The sequence below is a fragment of the Cupriavidus sp. PB-02 genome (assembly GCF_058252315.1).
The window spans coordinates 2,563,313-2,581,889 of the sequence record NZ_CM177694.1 but is presented as its reverse complement, the minus strand read 5'-3'; the positions used below and the strand labels follow the sequence as shown (position 1 = coordinate 2,581,889).

The window sequence follows — 18,577 nt, the reverse complement described above, 5'->3', positions numbered from 1 at the left end:
GGGCATTCACAATCAGGTCAGTTTGAAGGGAAGCTGGCGCAGCGGCTTGCCGGTGAGACGCGCAATGGCGTTGGCAAACGCCGGCGCCAACGGCGGCAGGCCGGGCTCGCCCATGCCCGTGGGTGGATCGGCGCTGGGCACGATGTGGACGTCGAACGCGGGGGTGTCGGTCATGCGCGCCACCGTGAAGTCGCCAAAGTTGCTTTGCTCGATGACACCGTCCTTCAGCGTAATGGCCGAGCCCGCCAGGCACATGGACAGCCCCATGACTGCCGCGCCCTGCACCTGTGCTTCCACGGTGCGGGGATTCACTACCAGGTTGCAATGCACGCCGGCGGTGACGCGATGCAGTTGCGGGCGGCCTTCCTTCACCGAGGCCTCCACGACATACGCCACCACGGAATCGAACGACTCATGTACCGCAACCCCCCAGGCGCGGCCGGCGGGCAGCTTCTTCTTGCCGTACCCGCTCTTGTCCACCGCCAGTTGCAACGCAGCGCGATGGCGCGGATGCTTGTCGCCGAACAGGCGCATGCGATAAGCCACCGGGTCTTGCCTGGTGACGCGCGCAATCTCGTCGAGCAGTGTCTCCATGACGTAGGCAGTGTGGGTGGACCCGACACTGCGCCACCACAGCACCGGCACGTTGGGCGTGGGGTGATGCACGGTCAGGCGCATCGGTAGCGGGTAGGGATCGCGCATGCCCTCCGTGGCCGTGGCGTCGATGCCGTTCTTCACCTGGAACTCCCCGAACACCGTGCCCGAGGTAATCGACTGGCCAACGATGACATGATCCCAGGCCAGCACCTTGCCTTGCTCGTCGAAGCCGATGCGCGCGCGATGCAGGTGCATGGGGCGGTAATACCCACCCTTGATGTCGTCCTCGCGGCTCCACAGCGTGCGTATCGGTGCCTTCATGCCGGCGGCGCGCGCGGCCCTGGCGATCGCGCAGGCCTCGACCACGTAGTCGCTCGTGCTCGCGAAGCGCCGGCCAAAGCCGCCGCCCGCCATCTGCACATGGATCTTCACCTGCTCGGGCTTGAGTCCAAGTGCGCGCGCGGCAGCGGCACCGTCCAGGCCGGGGCACTGGCTCCCTACCCACAGGTCGGCGCGCCCGTCGGACAACTGCACGGTGCAGTTCAGTGGCTCCATTGGCGCATGCGCCAGATAGGGAAACACGAATTCCGCTTCCAGCTTGCGCGGCGCGGTGGCCAGCGGCGCCATGTCCGCGTCGAACTGACGCCGGCCGGGCCGCGCCGCCAGTTCGCGGTACTGGGCCAGCAACCGTTCGCTGTCAGCCTTTTCGACTGCGGCCGTGTTCCATTGCAGCTTCAGCGCGTCGCGTCCTTGCCTGGCCGCCCAGAAACCGTCGGCGACCACGGCCACGCCTTCGCCACCGCGGTCGACCGGCACGCGCAGCACTGCCTTGACACCCTTGATGGCGCGTGCGGCGCTGTCGTCCACCGTAGTCAGTCGCGCGCCAAACACAGGTGGATGTGCCACCACGGCAGTGAGCTGGCCGGGCAGGCGTGTGTCGATGCCGAAGTCCTGGCGCCCGCTGCTCTTGGCACGCGCATCGATGCGCGTGGTGGGCGTGCCGATGATGCGAAAGTCCTTCGGGTCCTTCAGCGTGACCTTCTCCGGCACCGGCAGGGCCATGGCGGCCTCGGCCAGTTCGCCGTAGGTCAGCGTGCTGCCACCCGGACCCAACACCACCCCTGCGCGGGAGCGCAGCGTGGTCACGTCCACTTTCCATCGCGTCGCCGCCGCCGACAGCAGCATCGCGCGGGCCCGGGCGCCAAGCTCACGGTACTGCGTGAAGCTGTTCTTGACCGAATGCGAACCGCCGGTGAGATGAATGCCGAACAGCGGGTCGACGTAGGCAGCGTCGTTCGAGCCGTGCCGGCTGCGCACCAGGCTCCAGTCCGCGTCGAGCTCCTCGGCCAGGATCATCGGCAAGGCAGTCTGCACGCCCTGGCCGAACTCCAGCCGGTTGACGGTCACGGTGACCTCGCCGCCGGGAGCGATCTGTACAAAGGCCAATGGCTGCTGCGTCGGCTTCAGGGCGCTCGCGGCACCGCCGGCACTGGCGGCCTGCGTGATGGCCAGATGCGGAAATGCACCGAGCGCCAGGCCGGCGGAGCCGGCCAGCTTCAGGAAGCTGCGGCGCGGCAGCATGGCGGGTTCATCGCGCTGGCTCCGCGCCAGCAGCCGCTGCAGGTTGCGCGGCATTTCGCCGTGATCGAAACTGGGCAACATGGTGGATCCTTCAGGCGAGGGTTTTGGCGGCATCGGCCACCGCGGCGCGAATGCGGGGGTAGGTGCCACAGCGGCAGATATTGCCCGCCATGGCGGCGTCGATCTCGGCAGCGCTGGGTTGCTTGCCGCGAGGCAGGGATTTGAGGAAGGCCGTGGCGCTCATGATCTGGCCGCTCTGGCAGTAACCGCATTGCGCCACGTCGTGCTTGACCCAGGCCGCATGGACTGCGCTGCCGACCCGGTCGCTGCCACCGGTGGCAGCTTCGATGGTGACGATGGTCTTCCCTTCGGCGGCAGAGACCGGCGTGATGCACGAGCGGATGGCCTGGCCGTCCAGATGCACGGTACAGGCGCCGCACAGTGCGGCACCGCAGCCGAACTTGGTGCCGGTCATGCCAAGCGAGTCGCGCAGCGCCCAGAGGATGGGCGTGCCGGGATCGACATCGATCGTGTGCTTACGGCCGTTAACGTTGAGCGTGCTCATCGGGGATGGGTTCTCCGTAGGTGGTGGTCAGGGTACGAGTGCCGTGAATCGCCTGGCCTCAGCCCGCCCAGCTCTGCAACCAGAAGGCGTACGGCGTTGGCAGCACTGACGCCGCCTGCTCGACCTTGAGGTCCCGCGCCGCCTGGAACGGCCAGTGCGGATTCGCCAGCAAGGTACGGCCGAACAGCGCGAGGTCGAGCTGCCCCTCGCGAATCAGGGCGTCCGCCTCTGACGCACTCGTGATCTGCCAGCTGGTTGCAACCGGCAGTCCGGTTTGCGCGCGAATCTGTCGCGCGTAGGGAACCAGGAAGTTGGGTCCCCATGGCACTTGTTCGTCCGCAGTGGACAGCGCGAGTCCGACGTCGACGAGATCCAGGCCGGCATCCTTCAGCCATTTCAGGACCTGAACGGACTCCGCGAGTGTCTCGTCTTTCCGACCGTTGAATTCCACGACACCCAGGCGTGCCGTCAGCGGCAGGCTTTTCGGCCATACCTCTCTTACGGCGGCCACCGTCTCGATCAGGAAGCGAGCGCGATTTTCGAGGGAGCCGCCGTACTGGTCGTCCCGCGCATTGGTGAGAGCGGACAGGAAATTCTGCGCGAGGAAGCCATGGGCAAAATGAAGCTCGAGCCACTGGAATCCCGCCTGCAGGGCACGAGCGGCGGCATCCATGAAATGCTGTTGCGTGCGCCGGATGTCCTCCAGGCTCATCTCGCGCGGCATATGCAGGTTCGCGGGCATGAACGGCAGCGCGCTCGGCGCCACCGGCTGCCAGGCACGCGGATCGTTCCTGTCCAGTGGGGCACCGCCTTCCCAAGGGGGCGTGCAGCCGGCCTTGCGGCCGGCGTGACCGATCTGGATGCCGGCTACGGCGCCGGCGTCCATGATGGCCTTCGCCACCTCGGCAAGGCCTGCAATGTGCGAATCACTCCAGAGACCCACGTCACCGGGCGTAATCCGTCCCTCCGGTGACACGGCGGTCGCTTCAACGATCACGAGTCCGGCGCCGCCGCGCGCCAGCGAAGCGTAGTGGCTCTGATGCCAGTCGCTCAGATGCCCGACCTCGGCCATGTACTGGCACATGGGAGAGACGACGATGCGATTTCGAAGGGTGACTCCCTTCAATGCGTAGGGGGAGAAGAGGGACGACATCCGGCAAGCCCGTGGAGAGTAGCGACGGGGCCCAGTTTGAGGCAGGGTGTCTGAAAACTGTTTGCCAATTCCGCCCCACTTTTTGCCCAATCCGACGATTTCATGCCCGTCACGCCCGCCTGGCTTCGGGCCGGTGCTAGACTTCCTGCAGCAAAGGAGGGCGGAGCAGCAGCATGAATGCGCGTGACAAGACTGGACATCCTGGCATGGCTGCGGCCATTGACACCCTCGCCGAGGCAATCGGCCGAATTGCCCAAAATGACGGCGACTATTTCACCGGGATTCGGGGCCTGACAGTCCACCGCAGGAGCGCCAGCGCAGCGCCGATGCCATGCATCTACGGGTTCGGGTTAGGGGTGGTCGCCCAGGGTGGCAAGCAGGTCATGCTTGGCAACGAGGTGTTCAACTACGCTGCCGGACAATCCTTGCTGACGACAATCGACGTGCCTGTCGTGTCGAACGTCACGGTCGCTACGCCGGCCAAGCCGTTCCTTGGCCTGATGCTGGCGCTTGAGCCGCGCATCGTCATGGAACTGGCCGCGGAAATGGAAGGGATGGCGCCCCGGAAGGAGAGTCCTAATCTCGCAATTTCCGTTAGTGAGCTTGAGCCGCCTGTCCTGGACGCATTGATCCGGCTCGTACGACTGCTCGACGAGCCAGAACTCATGCCTCACGTCGCTGCATTGATTCAGCAGGAAATCGCCATTCGCCTGCTGGCCGGGGCCTATGGACCGCTACTTCGAAAGTTCGCGGCCACTGGCTCGCCAAGTGAGCAGATTGCCAGGGCAGTGGCGTGGCTCAAGCTGAATTTTGCACAGTCGTTCCAGGTGGAAGAACTCGCAGCCAATGCACACATGAGCCCGTCCACATTCCGCCAGCACTTTCGCGCGATTACCGGGACCAGCCCGCTGCAATACCAGAAACAGCTGCGCCTCCAGGAAGCACGCCAGTTGATGCTGAGCCAGAACCTCGACGCAGGAACGGCAAGCCTGCGCGTCGGGTATGAAAGCGCATCACAGTTCAGCCGGGAATATGCCCGGCTTTTCGGTGCTCCTCCCTTGCGGGATATCCAACGGATGCGCGTTGGCTGAAAGGGCAGCTTCTTTGTGAGGACTGCCCAACGGAGGGTGCATTCCCGCCTTGCTATGGGTGGCGTTCGAGAAATTCCCCGATCACCTGATTGACCGTGCCAGGATGGGTAACGGGGCCCATGTGGCCAAGATTCTCAAATTCCACCAGTTCAACACGGGGCAGTGCTGCGGTAAGCAGCCGTGCCACCCCATGCGCTGACGGGGTCGAGCGCTTGCCCACCAGGTAGAGCACCGGGACGTCAAATGAACGGAATGCCTGCAAGCGAGTGGGCTCTGTGAACAGCGCATGGGCCCATCTGCGGACATTCTTCACCGATGCGGCAATTGGCAGCCTGCGTTGTTCGGGGGTCTGCTTCCAGGCCCCGGTTCCCATCCAATAGTCGATAAAGCGCTCGGCGGCGGCGTCCTGGTTCCCTGCATCGAGGGCGGCGCCCGCGCCAGCGACGGTATTGCGGATGCCATCCGCCTCGTTCGGCGCGGGCATCTCCGCATCGAGCAGGGCAAACAGCGTTGGCTCGTAGAGGGCCAGCGCGCGCACGCGCTCAGGATTCGCCAGGGCCGCGATGAGTGCGACGGCGGCTCCGTATGAGTGGCCCACGAATGCCAGCGATGAGCCAGCCCTCCTGACCACCGGCTCGATGAGCGCCGCCTCGTCTCGCAGGCAAATGACCCGCTCCGAGGGCCAGTGTGGACCCTTGCCGGAATCATACGAATCCGGCGCAAGGACGTGGAACTTCGGTGCGAGGTGTTCCATCAGCGCACGCCATTGCCCGGAGTTGCTCGCATTCGAATGGATGCATACAACCCCGGGTCCGGCCCCCGCCTCGCGAAAGAAGGGCTCATGCTGGGGCATGCCTGTTGGCAGCGCGGTATTCACGGTTTTCTCCGCTCGGGCAGCAGTATCCAGAGTCTGCTGCGGCAGGAGCGAGGATGTCGAGAGAAATGGACGCATGGCTGTCTCCTCAGGTGGGTTGGCGTATTGGGCTGGCAACGACAGGTACGGGGCGTACCTCCCGGATCGGCAAGTGAAGGGCGGCGGCAAACAAACAAAGTGCGATGTCTGCCAGCCACATCCAGTCATAGCTTCGGGTTGCTTCGAAGGCCTTTCCGCCGAGCCAGGCGCCGAGGAATCCACCGATCTGGTGCGAGAGCATGACGATGCCGAAGAGCGTGGCGAGATAGCGGGCGCCCAGCAGGTTTGCGACCAGGCCGATGGTCGGCGGGACGGTCGAGAGATACGTGAAGCCGAGTCCGGCGGCGAACAGGGCGAAGGCCACCGGTGTCTTCGGGGCCAGGAAGAACGCGAGGATCAGCACCGCCCGCGCCAGGTAGAGGGCAGCCAGCGCGTGTTTCATGGAGACCGTCTGGATGGCCTTGCCGATCGACAGGCTCCCCAGGATGTTGAACAGCCCGATGATGGCCAGCGACCACGCGCTGACTGTGGCGGGCATTCCACAAAGCGCCACCACGCCAGGCAGATGCGTCGAGATAAAAGCGACGTGGAATCCGCAGGCGAAGAAGCCGGCGTTGAGCAAGAGGAAGCCCGGATCGTTCAGCGCCCGGCGCAATGCCACGCCGATCGTGCATCCGCCGGCCACACCCGGAACAGAGGGCGCTGGCGCAGCGCGCGTGACGATCATGATTGCCGGGACCGCGGCCAGTCCCACCACGCCGAGGAGCACCATTGCCTGCTGCCAGCCCGCGGTCCCGATCAGCAACTGGGTGAGGGGCAGGATGGTGAACTGGCCGACCGAGCCGCCCGCATTGACGATGCCGCTCGCAACCGCGCGCTTCGCCTCGGGGATCAGGCGATTCGCTGCCGACATGAGCATTGCCGGGCCGATCGCGCCAGCGCCGGCGGCGCCCGCCACGCCGATCAGCAGCATGAGCATGAAGGCATTGTCCGAGACCGGCGTCGCTGCGATCGCGGCGGAAAAAAGGATCGCGCCTGCGATCATCACCCGACGCGGTCCCCAGCGGTCCGCGACAGCGCCGGCCACCGGCTGCGCCACGCCCCACATGAGCTGTGAGACGCCAAAGGCAAGGCTGACCGTGGCGTACCCGACGCCGGTATGGGAATTGAGTAAGCTGATGAAGAGCGGCTGCGCCTGGCGCAGGCCGAGCCCAAGCGCGAAGACCGCTCCCGCGGCGAGCGCGATGGTCAGATGACTGCGGCTGCGCACGTGCACGATGGTGTCCATGACTGCTTCTCCTTTTCCGTCCGTTCCAGGTCGTCCCGGTCCCGATCTTTTGCCGCGTGCGTGGTAGGCAGCGTGGGAATTGCCGTGGAATCAGATCGGCCGCCTGAAAACGGCCTCCCTCCGGTGCAGATTCAGATGCTTGGGCCGCTTCGCGTCCGGCAGCATGGCGTTGCCCTCTCGCTGCCGGCGTCCAGGAAGGTGCGCGCGCTCCTCGCCTATCTGGCGCTTGCGCCACGCCCGGTCTTGCGCAGCCATCTGTGCGAATTGCTGTGGGAGGTGCCCAACGATCCACGCGGCGAGTTGCGCTGGTGCCTCAGCCGGATCAGGAGGCTCGTTGACTCGGGCGAACGGCAGCGCCTTAAGACCAGCGGAGACACGATCTGGCTCGACCTCGCCGATGGTTTCGTCGATGCGCTCGAGATCGCTCATGCGCTCGAGGCAGGCGTCACGGCACTGAGCCCGGAGCGGCAGAGAAGCATTGCGATGCTGTTCGAAGGGGATTTCCTGGACGGTCTGGAACTTGCCCGCTGTCCGGAGTTCAGCGCGTGGCTCACCGCGCAACGCCGGCGCTTTCGTGCTTGCCATACCGCACTGCTGGAGAATCTGGCGAAGCGCGCTGCCGGCGAAGAGACGTTTGAGTATCTGGACAAGTGGCGCGAGCTCGCGCCATTCGACCAGCAAGTCCACGCGACCATTCTCGCCGCGCTCGCCCGGCAAGGCCGCATTCGCGAAGGGGAGGAGCATGTGGCGACGACCGCCAGGCTGTTCGAGGCCGAAGGCCTCGATAGCAGGCCGATCCGCAACGCCTGGCGGTCGGCCGTGACAGCGACGGTGGTCGAGTTCGAAGGTCGCGCAGAGGTCACCGAGGTCGCCCAGGTCTCCAAGGTCGCCGCAGCGATTCCCCGGCACGGCTCCATCGCAGTCATGCCGTTTGTCGATGCTTCCACCGAGGCCCTGGCCCGCGGCGGCGTGGCCGATGCGCTGGCGCACGATGTCATCACGCGGCTCGCCAAACTGCGCAGCCTGTTTGTCATCGCACAAGGGACGGTGTTCGCACTGCATGAGCGGCACGTCGGCGCGGAAGAAGCAGGCCGGACCCTGGATGTCGACTACGTCGTGGGCGGATCGGTGAGCACGCGCAACGGGCGCCTCACGGTGACCGTCGAACTCGCCGAGACGCGCAGCGCCCGGATCGTCTGGGCGGACACCTTCCACCATAAGCTGGACGATGCTTTCCTCGTGCTGGAGGAGGTCGGCAACCGGATCGTCGCTTCCATCGCCAGCGAGATCGAGATCCTCGAGCGCAACCGCGCCATTCTCAAGCCGCCGAGTTCCCTCGATGCGTGGGAGGCCTACCACTGCGGCCTGTGGCATATGTACCGGTATCGCAGGGAAGACAACGAGAGGGCCCGCCATTTCTTCCAGACTGCGCTGCGGCTCGACCCAACCTTCTCGCGCGCCTACGCCGGACTCTCCTTCACGCATTTCCAGGACGCGTTCCAGAATTGGGAGAAGCGCGGGCCGGAAATCGACAAGGCCTACGGCGCCGCGGCGCAGGGCCTCATGGTCGACGACCGCGACCCTGCGGTGCACTGGGCGATGGGTCGTGCGCTCTGGCTGCGGGGCCGCCCCGAAGAGTCCGTCGCCGAACTTGAGCAGTCCATCGATCTCAGCCCGAACTTCGCGTTGGGTCACTACAACCTGTCATTCGTCCGCTCGATTTCCGGCGACCCGCAGGCTGCCATCGCTTCCTCGGACCTCTCACGCCAGTTGAGTCCTTTCGATCCCATGCTTTTTGGCATGCTCGCCACCCGAGCGATGGCGCTGGTCCGTCTCGGGCGGTTCGAGGAAGCGGCCGGCTGGGCCGTCAAGGCAGCCGCGCGGCCCAACGTCTTTCCGCACATCCACGCGATTGCTGCCTGCACGCTCGCGCTCGCTGACTCGCTGGACCAGGCGCGTTCCCAGGCCGCTGCGATCCGCAAGATCGCCCCAGGCTACAGCCTTGCCGAATTTCTGATGACCTTCCCTTTCGATCCAGAAGGCGAAGCGCTATTCCGGGAAGGCGCCAGGCGCATTGGGATGGCGTGAGCGGCACGGAAGTTCGGGGCCTGCGCAAGTTGCCGGCCGCAAGGGAGGATGTCAAGAGCCCATCGATTCGGGGACTCTCTGTCACTAAGTTGCGTTGCTCCGGTGGGGAGATGGCGGACATTGCATTCGCCATCTCGCCTGCCAGTTGACAGGCAGCCTTGCCGTCAGGCCGGCCGTTTTGCCCCACAGTCGCCACAGAACAGGTCATCGGCCGCCATGGGTGCATGGCAGCTACCGCAGGCCAACGCCACCGTTGCAGGCGCAGCCACTTGCGCAGCCTGCACCGCGGGCCTGGCTTGTGGCGACGCCTTCGTCTCACGCATGCCCTCCACGGCGCGATCACGCGCTTGTTCCGCCTGCCGCTTGGCTTGTGCCATGCGCTCCTTCAGCATCGCTTCCGAGTCCGAGAAGTCCATACCGTTGACGGTCTGCAGATAGATCAGGCAAGTACCATTGATAAAGGTGAGGAACGGGATCACCAAGGCAATCGTCAACAGCAAGCCCGCGCCAAAGCCAAACGACGAAGCGTAGGCCATGCCTTCCTGCAAGGCTGCCATGTCACCACGGCCAAAGCCGCCGCCGTAGCTGCGACCAAACGGACCCAGGAAGCCAGAGAACATCGACATCAGCGTGCTCATCGGGCTGGCGCCAACCGCGCTCGACAGCGACGTCGCCATCATGGCCCCATAGGCCAGAATGCCAAAGACCACGATCGACAGCACAGCCACCAGCACCAGCAGCAGGAACATGTTCACGATCACCTGCAGCAGCCGGTGGCGGCTGATCTGCATCAGGCGCGCCACCGTCTGCACCGCCGTGTTGCCCTCCCAGATAGCCGGCGCGGCCAGCGGGTAGCCCACGTACCACAGTCCCGCGGAGGTCACGCCAACGACCACCGCTACCACCGGAAACGCGAACGCGTACAGCAGTGGCCCCAGCCCGGGGATCTTGCACAGCAGGAAGATCAACAGTCCAGCGAGCAGCACGGCCAGGTAGCCCAGCAGCAGCAAGATGCCAACGCCAAGGAACCTGTGCGCGGTGAACACAGCCTGCAGCACCGCATCGACAAAGCCGATAGTATGACCCTGCGCCTGCCGCATCAGCGTGATGCCCACGGCGGAATACCCCACCAGCATCACCCCCAGCGTGACCAATCCCAACACCAGCCCCAGGAAGACGCTGTGGGCAATCGTGTACTTGGTGAGCATGCCCGCAATCAGCGTCGCCACGCCCGCCATGCCGCACATCGCCAATGCGCGCCAGTTTGTAATCGCCTCAGCCGCTCGAAGCAGGGCGTAGGGCGCCGCTGCAGCTTTTTCGCTTGTTGTCATGAACTTGGTTTATCCGTATTGTTATTGGCTCTGCGGTTGCTTCGGTGATCGACTCAGTGGTCCAGCATGGCAACGGTGAACGTGTCTCCCACCCGCGCCAGCTGCAGGTGGTTTTCCCGGCTAATGCCAGGCTTGCCATTCAGCACCACCTGGCTCTTCAGGCGATAGGTGCCCTGCGGCGCGCCGGACGGCAGCCTCAACGTGAAGCTGTTGTCATACTCACCGCTGCCCGACGCCGCGTTGACGATCTTCTCGCCACGCTTGAACTCCTCCCCGGACGGCGCGTAAACGGTCAGGATCTCCTTCACCTCCTGAACCGGTTCATTTGTGCCAGACACGGCGCGGATCGTCGATTGCAGCTTGATCGCTTCGCCAGCCTTCACCGCACCACTGGGGGTAACAATGGTGTTGTACGCATTCACCTCGGCAGTGCGGGGCAGGCGATTGCGATTGTTCACCTTGTACTCGCGATCCACCTCCGCCGCAGTCTTGGTCTGCCGCGTGGCAACCTCAATCACCGAGCATGCAGCCAGGCCGGCAGCTGCACCGCCAATGGCGCCCTTGGTGCCGCCGATCAATGCGCCCACAATGGCACCACCCGTGCCGAGCGCCGCGCAGCGCAGGACCGTGTCACTGGCGACGGTGCCTTCGCCACCCTGGGTTGCACAGCCGCTGGCCAGTAGCGTGCCAAGGGCCGCCACAAGAATCGTCTTCTGGAGTTTCATGGTATTGCTGGTAGTTATTCGAGAGAGGTGTTGGATCGGAGCGCTTCCATTTGCCTGGCTTTGGCGTTGCTGATCACAGACCTTGCGGCGCGGTTGCCGGCGTCGACTGCCAGGACGCTTTCGGCCGTAGCGATGGCTTTGTCAAACTGCCCTTTGGAGACGTGGACTTTCGCTTTGCGCAACAGCTCATCGATCTTTGCTTCCATGGGATCGGGCTGGACTACGGGCTTGGCGGGTTTGACCGGGGCTGTGGGCGCGGGGAGGGCCGGCACTGCGGCAGCGATCGGGGGTGGTTGCGTCGCGGGTGCTGGTGCGGGCGGTAGGGCAGACGCCACGGGTACGCCTGGCTCCGGCTGCGCCGGGGGTTCGGGGGGCTGGATGGGCTGAGCAGGTTCGCTCGGTTGAGTGGCCACCGTGGCTTCAGTGGGCAACGTCGGCTGGGAAGCCTGCACCTGCGTCGCCTGATCGACTGGCGTGCTGGGCTGCTTGCCGCCATACCACCAGAACAGGGCTCCTCCGCCAACAGCGACTGCGGCGGCGATGCCGGCGGCGATCAATGCATTCGACGGTTGTCGCGGGGCGGGCTCGGGAGCGATGCGCCGAGGCACGTGCTCAGGCTCGGCTTCCCGGGCCACGGTAGTTTCGGCCGGCAGTGCTACCGGCGGGGCGACCTCTGGTGTTATGTCGCGAATCGGGATCGCTTCCACTTGCGCAGGCTCGAGTACTACCTCGGCAGTTGCCAGGCGCTCTGGCGCTGGCGTAGCCGCAGGCAGCGAAGCACCCTCCGCTTGCGCTGCTTTTGCATCCGTCGGCCGCGTTCCGCACTTCCTGCAGAACTTTGCCCCGGCGATCAGTTCAGCGCCACAGCCACTGCAGCCCAATGCGGCTACCGGCGCCGCCTGGACTTTTACTGGTGTTCCACATGATTTGCAGAAGCGGGCGCCGGCTGGCGTACTGACACCGCAATTCGTACAACTCGTCATTCCATTCCCTTAGCAATCTATTGGTATCTCTCCAGGCGTTCGTTTCCTATTGGCTGATATCGTGTTTTCGTTGGGACTCAGCAGGGAAATGGTCACGGCCCGCGCGATTCGAAACTCTTTGCTAAATCGCGAGGCCGGCCGGGGCAGGCTCAACTTGAGCCCTGCCTCGAACGCTCGGCTTGCCGGGCTTTAACGGACGACGGTTGTGTGCGCTGAACCCCACATTGGAGGGGACTGGGATTTTTTAGCTGTAGCGGCAACGATGTCAGATAACGCCATCCGCGCGCAGCGTTGCCATGTCTTGTCGGGTCAGGCCGACCCTGGCATAGATCTCCTCGTTATGCTCGCCGACTGACGGCCCGGTTCGTGGCGCGCCGGGCGCGTAGCCGGAAAAGCGCGGCACGTGGCACGGCGCCGGGACGGAGCCCAGGTCGGGGTCGGGCAGGCGGACGATCGCCTCGCGCGCACGGAAGTGCGGGTCGTTGACGATGTCCTGGATGGTGAAGATCTTGCTGAACGGTATCTGTTGCGCCTCCAGTGCTGCAGCGACCGTGTCGTAGTCGTGGGCCGCGAACCAGCTTCCGATCGCGGCATCCAGCGATTCGAGGTGCCGGACGCGCGCGGGGTTGGTGGCATAGCGCGGGTCATCGGCCAGTTCGGGCTTGCCGATCGCCAGGCAAAGACGCCGGAAGATCGGGTTGGAGGAAGCCACCATCGACACCCAGTGGCCGTCCGCGGTGGCATACATGTTCGACGGCGCGGTGTAGGTGGCCCGGTTGCCCGCACGCTGCCGGATCTGCCCGAGCTGTTCGTATTCCACCGCGAGCGGCTCCAGCAGGCGGAACAGCGCTTCGGTCGCGGACAAGTCGATGTCGCGGCCAGGTGCGGCGGAATCCAGGCGACGCTCGGCCGCCGCCGTGGCGATGGCGAAGGCGCCGAACAATCCGGCCATCACGTCTCCGGCCGGATAGTTCATGTGCAGCGGGGGGCCGTCCGGCTCGCCGGCCAGGTTGGTGAAGCCGCTCATGGCTTCAAACACGCGCGCGAAGCCGGCGCGCGACGCATACGGTCCGGTCTGGCCGAAGCCCGTGAGGCGCAGGATGATCAGGCGCGGGTTCGCGGCGCGCAGGGTGTCGGCGTCGAGGCCCCATCGGTCCAGCGTACCCGTGCGGAAGTTCTCCACCAGCACGTCGAATTCGGGCAGCAGCTTGAGAAACAGTTCGCGGCCCTGGGGTTGCCGGACGTCGAGCGAGATGCCGCGCTTGCCGCGGTTGGCCACCTTCCAATAAAGCGGCAGGCCGTCCTTGACGGGAGCGAGGCCGCGCAGCGGGTCGCTGCCGTCGGGCAGTTCGAGTTTGACGACGTCCGCGCCCATATCCGCGCACAGCGTGCTGGCCAGCGGCGCCGCCAGCACCGTGGCCATGTCGAGGATGCGCAGGCCGGCGAGCGGGCCGTTGGCGCTACCCCTGGCGCCTCCCTCGGCGTTTTCGGTCATGCGTGCTTCCGGATGCGTAGCTGGCTTCATGCGTCCACCTTGATTTCCCGTGCCTTGATCAGGGCTGCCCAGCGCGTGGCTTCGGCCTGCAGAAGGCTGTCGAACTGCTTCGGGTCGAGCGCGAGGATTTCCGCGTCGAGTGCCGCAAGCTTGTTGCGCACGTCTGCGGTGGCCATGGCCGCCTGCAGCGCAGCGCCGAGGTAGTCGACGATGGCCGGCGCGGTGCGCGCGTGGACCGCCAGGCCATACCACGACTGCACCAGGGCGTCCGGGTAGCCCGCTTCCGCGATGGTCGGAATGTCCGGCAGCGAACGCGTCCGCCTGGCGGCATTGACCGCCAGCGGCCGCACGCGCTTCGACTGGATCAGCGGCAGCACCAGGTTTTGCGACACCAGCGCGAACTGCAATTGCCCGCGCCCCAGATCCAAGACCGAAGGCGGCTGGCCCTTGTAGCCGACGTTGGTCACCCGCACGCCGGTGGATTCGAAGAACAGCTCCTGCGCCAGATGCAGCGAGCTGCCAGCGCCCGGAACCGGAACGTTCACCGCACCCGGCCGCGCCTTGCCCCATGCCGCGAATTCCTTCAGCGTCTTCACGGGCACGTCGTTGTGGACCACGAATACCGACGGCACTGCCGCCACTGCGCCGATGGCCCGGAAGTTCTGGATACGAATGCCGGAATCGGGATAGAGCGTCTGGGCCACCGCCAGCACCGGGGTCACGCCGAGCAGCGTGTACCCGTCAGCCGGTGCGCGGCTGGCGAACTCGATGCCGATACGGCCGTCGGCACCCGGCCGGTTCTCCACGACCACGCGCTGCGGCAAGTCAAGCGACATCCGGTCGAGCGCCGCGCGCAGCGTGACGTCGACGACGCCCCCCGCCGGGTAAGGCACCACCGCGCGCAGCGGCCGGTCGGGGAAATTGCCCGGGCCCGTTGCGGCCCGGGCGAGCCCCGGCAGCCAGCCGGGCGCGGCCAGCGCCAGGGCGGTTTGCAACGCAGTCCTTGCGAATGCTCGGCGATCCATGCTGTCTCCTCGTTCTGGTAACCCGTTGTTTCCGTCGGGTATTGCCGGTCAGCCCGGCAGGTAGCTGCGCAGGCCATCCAGGGACTGGCGCGTCTGCCGTACCAGCCGGTCCATGATCCGTGCCACCGGTTCGACTTCCCGCACCCAGGCGACGCTCTGGCCCGCCGCCTCGTACATCAGCGGCGCGATCTCGTGCTCTTCCACGGCCGCCAGCAACCGCCCGGTCAGCGCCTGCTGGTAGGGCATGTCGAGCGGCTCGGGGGCCTCGGGTGCTTCCCACGCATCGGAGAACGCGCTGCGCACCACGCGGCACGGCTTGCCGCTGTGCGCGCGCGTGATGACCGTGTCTTCGCTGCCGGCAGCCAGCAGCCGCTCGGTCAGCGCGGCCGGCAGCCGGTGCTCCGTGCTGCCCAGCCACACCGTGCCGAGCCACGCGCCCTGTGCGCCCATCGCCAGTGCGGCGGCGATCTGGCTGCCTTCGCCGATGCCGCCGGCGGCAAGCACCGGCCGCCCCCCGGCTGCCGCGATGATCTGCGGTACCAGCGTGAAGGTGCCGGTCGTCCCGGTATGCCCGCCCGCGTCATAGCCCTGCGCGACCAGCACGTCGACGCCGGCCTCGATGGCCTTGCGCGCATGCTTGACGGCGCCGACCAGCGCCATGGTGGTCTTGCCCGCGCGCCGCACTTGCGCGATGGTGCCGGCTGGCGTGCCGACCCCGGCCGCGAAGACATCGATCTGGCTCTGCGCCACGGCGACGACCTGCTCCTCGAACAACGCCTGCGAGCGCACGTATTGCGAGAAGAAGTTGCCCTGCGTGGCGGGTGGCACGGCGAAGCGCTCGAACAGGCCATCGATAAAGCGGCGATGCCCCTCCGGAATGGCTGCCGCCACGTCATCGGGGGTGGAGACGCCCGGCAATGCGGTCGGCAGCAGCAGGTCCACGCCGACGGGGACGTCGGGGCACAGCGCGCGCAGGTCGCGCAGCTTCCGGGCGAGTTCGTCGGGGCCGTCGCGCGCGGCGGCATAGACGCCGAGTCCGCCCGCATTGGAGATAGCCGCGGCAGCTTCGATGCTGTGTGCCAGCCCGAAGATCGGGTAGCGGATGCCCAGGCGGCGGCACAGCGCGTTGGCCAGGGCATTGTTGCGGGTCTGGGTCATCAGTGCGCTCCGAACAGGTCCGGCTCAAGGTCGAGGCAGGGGTGCTGCGGCATCGCCGACGCCGTCTTCATCACGTGCCGGCCGATCAGGTTCTTGTGGACCTCGCTGGTTCCCTCGCCGATCTGGTTCATCTTGGCATCGCGCAGGAAGCGTTCGATCGGATAGGCATTCAGGTAGCCGTTGCCGCCGAGCAGCTGCGCGCAGTCCACCACGACGCGCATGCACAGGTCGGTGCTGTGCATCTTGGCGATCGATGCGTGAATCGAAGTCTCGGCGTCCTTGCGGTCGTAGCGCTGCGCCGCGCTGTAGACCAGGCAGCGTGCGGCCTCGATGCGCGCGGCCATGTCGGCCAGCATCCACTGGATGCCCTGGTGCTCGCCGACTGCCTTGCCGGACACCTGCCGGTGCCCGGCGTACTGCGCCGCGATCTGCAGCGCCCCGGACATCCGCCCCAGCGCAATGGCCGCATGGCCGATCCGGGCGCGCACCAGCGTGTCCTGCGCCAGCGCCATGCCCTGTCCCTCCTCGCCAAGGCGATCCGCCAGCGGTACGAAGACATCGTCCAGGCGTACTTCCGCGATCGGCACGCCGTGCCAGCCGAGCTTGGGGATGGCCGGCGACACGCTGAGCCCTTCGGCATCGCGCGGCACGAGGAATGCCGTCAGCCCCTTGCTGCCGCCAGGTCCGTCGGCGAGTGACGCCACCACGACAAACATGTCGGCCACCGTGGCGCGGGTAATGAACTTCTTCTCGCCGGACAGCCGATAGCCGCCAGGGTGCCGGCTGGCGACGGTGCGCAGCCGCGCGAGGTCCGAGCCCGCGCCGGGTTCGGTCAGCGCGAAGGCGGATTGCTTCTCGCCGCTGGCCAGCAGCGGGACCGTCTGCGCGCACAGTTCGGGCGATCCCCCCGCGACAATCGGGCGCGACGACAGATCCGTGCCCGTGACGAGCGAAGCCGCGGTGCTGCACACACGGGCGATCTCCTCGATGATCCTGACACGCAGCAGCATCGATGCAGCCGTGCCGCCAAGCTCCCGGGGGAACGCCGTGGCGATGACGCCGCTCCCGGCCAGCGCGCGGAAGGTGTCCCACGCGAATTCGTCATTGCGGTTGACCGCATTGGCCCTGGGGCCGATGGTCTCCTGGACCAGCGCCTGGACTCGGGCCAGGGTGCCGGTCTCCGCCGCGTCGAGCGGCGCCAGCGGATGGCGTTCAGCAGATAGGGGCATGGGTCGTCGTCTCCTCGAGGTGGGTCGGTGTGCTTGCCTCTAACGATAAAGAGGCGCTACTCTCCGATCAATGCCGACAGGAGAAAGCAGATTTCTCGATACAAGATAGCTGGAGCGGATCGATGCAGGCTGAAACAGGGCAGGACCTCACGTTCAAGGCGCTGGCCACGTTCGTGGCCGTGGCGCGCACGGGCAGCGTATCGGGGGCCGCGGCGCAGCTCGGGCTGGCGCAGTCCGCCATCAGCCGGCAGGTCGCCGAGCTGGAGAAGATGTTTGGCGGGCCGCTGTTCTATCGCACGGGGCGCGGCGTGCGGCCGACCACGCTGGCAGCGCAGGTGCTGGCCGACGCCGAGCCGCTGCTGTCCGGCGCCCGGCAGCTGGTCGAGTCGGCACGCGGCCAGGCGGGCAAGGTAAGCGGAATGGTCACGCTCGGATTGGTGCCGGCAGTGGCGCCGCTGCTATCGAGCCGGCTCTACGCAGCAGTGCAGGAGCGCCTGCCGGCCGTCCGGCTGCGCATCGTGGAGGGCTACAGCGGGGAGATCGAGACACAGCTGACGCAGGGCGGCATCGATCTTGCCGTGCTGAACCGCTATCGTGCCGAAGGCAGGAACAGCTACCGGCGCCTGCTGGACACGGCGCTGATGCTGGTGGGCCGGCGCGAGGCATTGCAGGCCCACTGGCGCGCAGTGGGAGCCAGGCCGACGTCGATCCCGCTGCGCCAGCTCGGCGGCCTGCCGCTGGTGCTGCCGGTGCCCCCCAACGCTATCCGCAACCTCCTCGACGAAATGGCCATCGCGCACCGCATCGCGCTCAACGTCTGCATGGAGGCCAGCTCGTCGGTGGTCATCAAGCGCATCATGTTCGACCATGCCGCTTTCTCCGTGCTGCCTTACCACGCGGTAGCACCAGAACTGGAGGCCGGTGAGTTCGACGCCGTGCCACTGGCCGACCGCGCCTTGCGGCAGACCGTCGTGCTGGCCACGAGCAGTCAGCGCCCATTCACGGCGGCCGCCAGGCAGGTGGCGCAGATGATCCCCGGCATTGCCGAGGCTTTAATCCGCGAAGGCCAGTGGAGACGATGACGGCGCAGCAACGACGCATGGATGCGTTCCGGCGCTTCCGCAACGAACAGCGCCCGCATGAAGCGCTGGATCAGCGCACGGCTGGCAAGGGACCCGCTGCACTGAAAGTGATCGTCCCTTGAGCAGCGTGTCGGACATCACATCGACTTGCCCAGCACATCTGCCAGCTCGCGCCGGCAGGAGAAGGAGAGGGCGCATTCTGGCCCGACGATGCAGCGGTAAGTGTCGTACCGCACGCGCTCCACAACAGGTACTTGGGGTAAGCCGCGACAT

16 protein-coding genes and 1 pseudogene are annotated in these 18,577 nt (G+C 66.2%); 4 read left to right on the top strand and 13 right to left on the bottom strand.

The window, feature by feature from the left end; translation table 11 throughout:
- Positions 1 to 12 precede the first annotated feature (12 nt).
- The 3 genes from AC10V3_RS12135 to AC10V3_RS12125 are packed head-to-tail and all read right to left on the bottom strand — an operon-like array spanning position 13 to position 3,896.
- The gene (locus tag AC10V3_RS12135) at positions 13 to 2,259 is read right to left on the bottom strand and encodes a xanthine dehydrogenase family protein molybdopterin-binding subunit (RefSeq protein ID WP_022535506.1); all 2,247 of its coding nucleotides are present in this window, start codon (positions 2,257 to 2,259) and stop codon (positions 13 to 15) included.
- Between the two features lie 10 nt (positions 2,260 to 2,269).
- A complete protein-coding gene (locus AC10V3_RS12130) occupies positions 2,270 to 2,743 on the bottom strand; it encodes a (2Fe-2S)-binding protein (protein WP_022535505.1) in 474 nt (157 codons plus the stop codon).
- A 58-nt stretch (positions 2,744 to 2,801) separates the two neighbouring features.
- Positions 2,802 to 3,896, bottom strand: a complete 1,095-nt coding sequence (locus AC10V3_RS12125) for an NADH:flavin oxidoreductase/NADH oxidase (RefSeq protein ID WP_022535504.1) — start codon at positions 3,894 to 3,896, stop codon at positions 2,802 to 2,804.
- Positions 3,897 to 4,069: 173 nt separating this feature from the next.
- Between AC10V3_RS12125 and AC10V3_RS12120 the strand changes: the two genes are divergently transcribed.
- Positions 4,070 to 4,987, top strand: coding sequence for an AraC family transcriptional regulator (locus AC10V3_RS12120; protein ID WP_022535503.1), 918 nt, complete (start codon positions 4,070 to 4,072; stop codon positions 4,985 to 4,987).
- A 52-nt stretch (positions 4,988 to 5,039) separates the two neighbouring features.
- Here the strand turns inward: AC10V3_RS12120 and AC10V3_RS12115 are convergent, their stop codons facing one another.
- A complete protein-coding gene (locus AC10V3_RS12115) occupies positions 5,040 to 5,939 on the bottom strand; it encodes an alpha/beta fold hydrolase (RefSeq protein ID WP_022535502.1) in 900 nt (299 codons plus the stop codon).
- Between the two features lie 10 nt (positions 5,940 to 5,949).
- Positions 5,950 to 7,188: an MFS transporter gene (locus AC10V3_RS12110; protein WP_349605998.1), complete on the bottom strand. Its 1,239-nt coding sequence runs from the start codon at positions 7,186 to 7,188 to the stop codon at positions 5,950 to 5,952.
- Between the two features lie 84 nt (positions 7,189 to 7,272).
- Between AC10V3_RS12110 and AC10V3_RS12105 the strand changes: the two genes are divergently transcribed.
- The gene (locus AC10V3_RS12105) at positions 7,273 to 9,276 is read left to right on the top strand and encodes a transcriptional regulator (RefSeq protein WP_490922260.1); all 2,004 of its coding nucleotides are present in this window, start codon (positions 7,273 to 7,275) and stop codon (positions 9,274 to 9,276) included.
- A 164-nt stretch (positions 9,277 to 9,440) separates the two neighbouring features.
- Here AC10V3_RS12105 and AC10V3_RS12100 read toward each other — a convergent pair whose 3' ends face one another.
- From AC10V3_RS12100 to AC10V3_RS12065, 8 genes and pseudogenes are all read right to left on the bottom strand, one after another.
- On the bottom strand, positions 9,441 to 10,607 hold the full coding sequence (locus AC10V3_RS12100; protein ID WP_022535499.1) for a hypothetical protein: 1,167 nt from the start codon (positions 10,605 to 10,607) through the stop codon (positions 9,441 to 9,443).
- A 53-nt stretch (positions 10,608 to 10,660) separates the two neighbouring features.
- Positions 10,661 to 11,332, bottom strand: coding sequence for a hypothetical protein (locus AC10V3_RS12095; RefSeq protein ID WP_022535498.1), 672 nt, complete (start codon positions 11,330 to 11,332; stop codon positions 10,661 to 10,663).
- A 14-nt stretch (positions 11,333 to 11,346) separates the two neighbouring features.
- A complete protein-coding gene (locus AC10V3_RS12090; protein ID WP_041681076.1) occupies positions 11,347 to 11,538 on the bottom strand; it encodes a hypothetical protein in 192 nt (63 codons plus the stop codon).
- Positions 11,539 to 12,162: 624 nt separating this feature from the next.
- Positions 12,163 to 12,315, bottom strand: a pseudogene (locus tag AC10V3_RS12085) (double zinc ribbon domain-containing protein); the annotation flags it as partial.
- A gap of 265 nt (positions 12,316 to 12,580) precedes the next feature.
- Positions 12,581 to 13,810 (bottom strand): CaiB/BaiF CoA transferase family protein, encoded by a 1,230-nt coding sequence (locus tag AC10V3_RS12080; RefSeq protein WP_022535496.1) that lies wholly within the window; start codon positions 13,808 to 13,810, stop codon positions 12,581 to 12,583.
- A 26-nt stretch (positions 13,811 to 13,836) separates the two neighbouring features.
- On the bottom strand, positions 13,837 to 14,835 hold the full coding sequence (locus AC10V3_RS12075) for a Bug family tripartite tricarboxylate transporter substrate binding protein (protein WP_041681074.1): 999 nt from the start codon (positions 14,833 to 14,835) through the stop codon (positions 13,837 to 13,839).
- Between the two features lie 48 nt (positions 14,836 to 14,883).
- Positions 14,884 to 15,993, bottom strand: coding sequence for an NAD(P)H-dependent flavin oxidoreductase (locus AC10V3_RS12070; protein WP_022535494.1), 1,110 nt, complete (start codon positions 15,991 to 15,993; stop codon positions 14,884 to 14,886).
- A complete protein-coding gene (locus AC10V3_RS12065) occupies positions 15,993 to 17,222 on the bottom strand; it encodes an acyl-CoA dehydrogenase family protein (protein ID WP_022535493.1) in 1,230 nt (409 codons plus the stop codon). The genes AC10V3_RS12070 and AC10V3_RS12065 overlap by 1 nt, the downstream gene beginning before the upstream one ends.
- Before the next feature lie 122 nt (positions 17,223 to 17,344).
- Here AC10V3_RS12065 and AC10V3_RS12060 point away from each other — a divergent pair, with 122 nt between their 5' ends.
- Positions 17,345 to 18,304 carry a LysR family transcriptional regulator gene (locus AC10V3_RS12060; protein ID WP_022535492.1) on the top strand — a complete coding sequence of 320 codons (960 nt, stop codon included), beginning with the start codon at positions 17,345 to 17,347 and terminating at the stop codon, positions 18,302 to 18,304.
- Complete coding sequence (locus tag AC10V3_RS12055; protein WP_022535491.1) at positions 18,301 to 18,426, top strand: integrase core domain-containing protein; 126 nt, start codon at positions 18,301 to 18,303, stop codon at positions 18,424 to 18,426. Before AC10V3_RS12060 ends, AC10V3_RS12055 begins: the two co-directional genes overlap by 4 nt.
- Positions 18,427 to 18,577 lie beyond the last annotated feature (151 nt).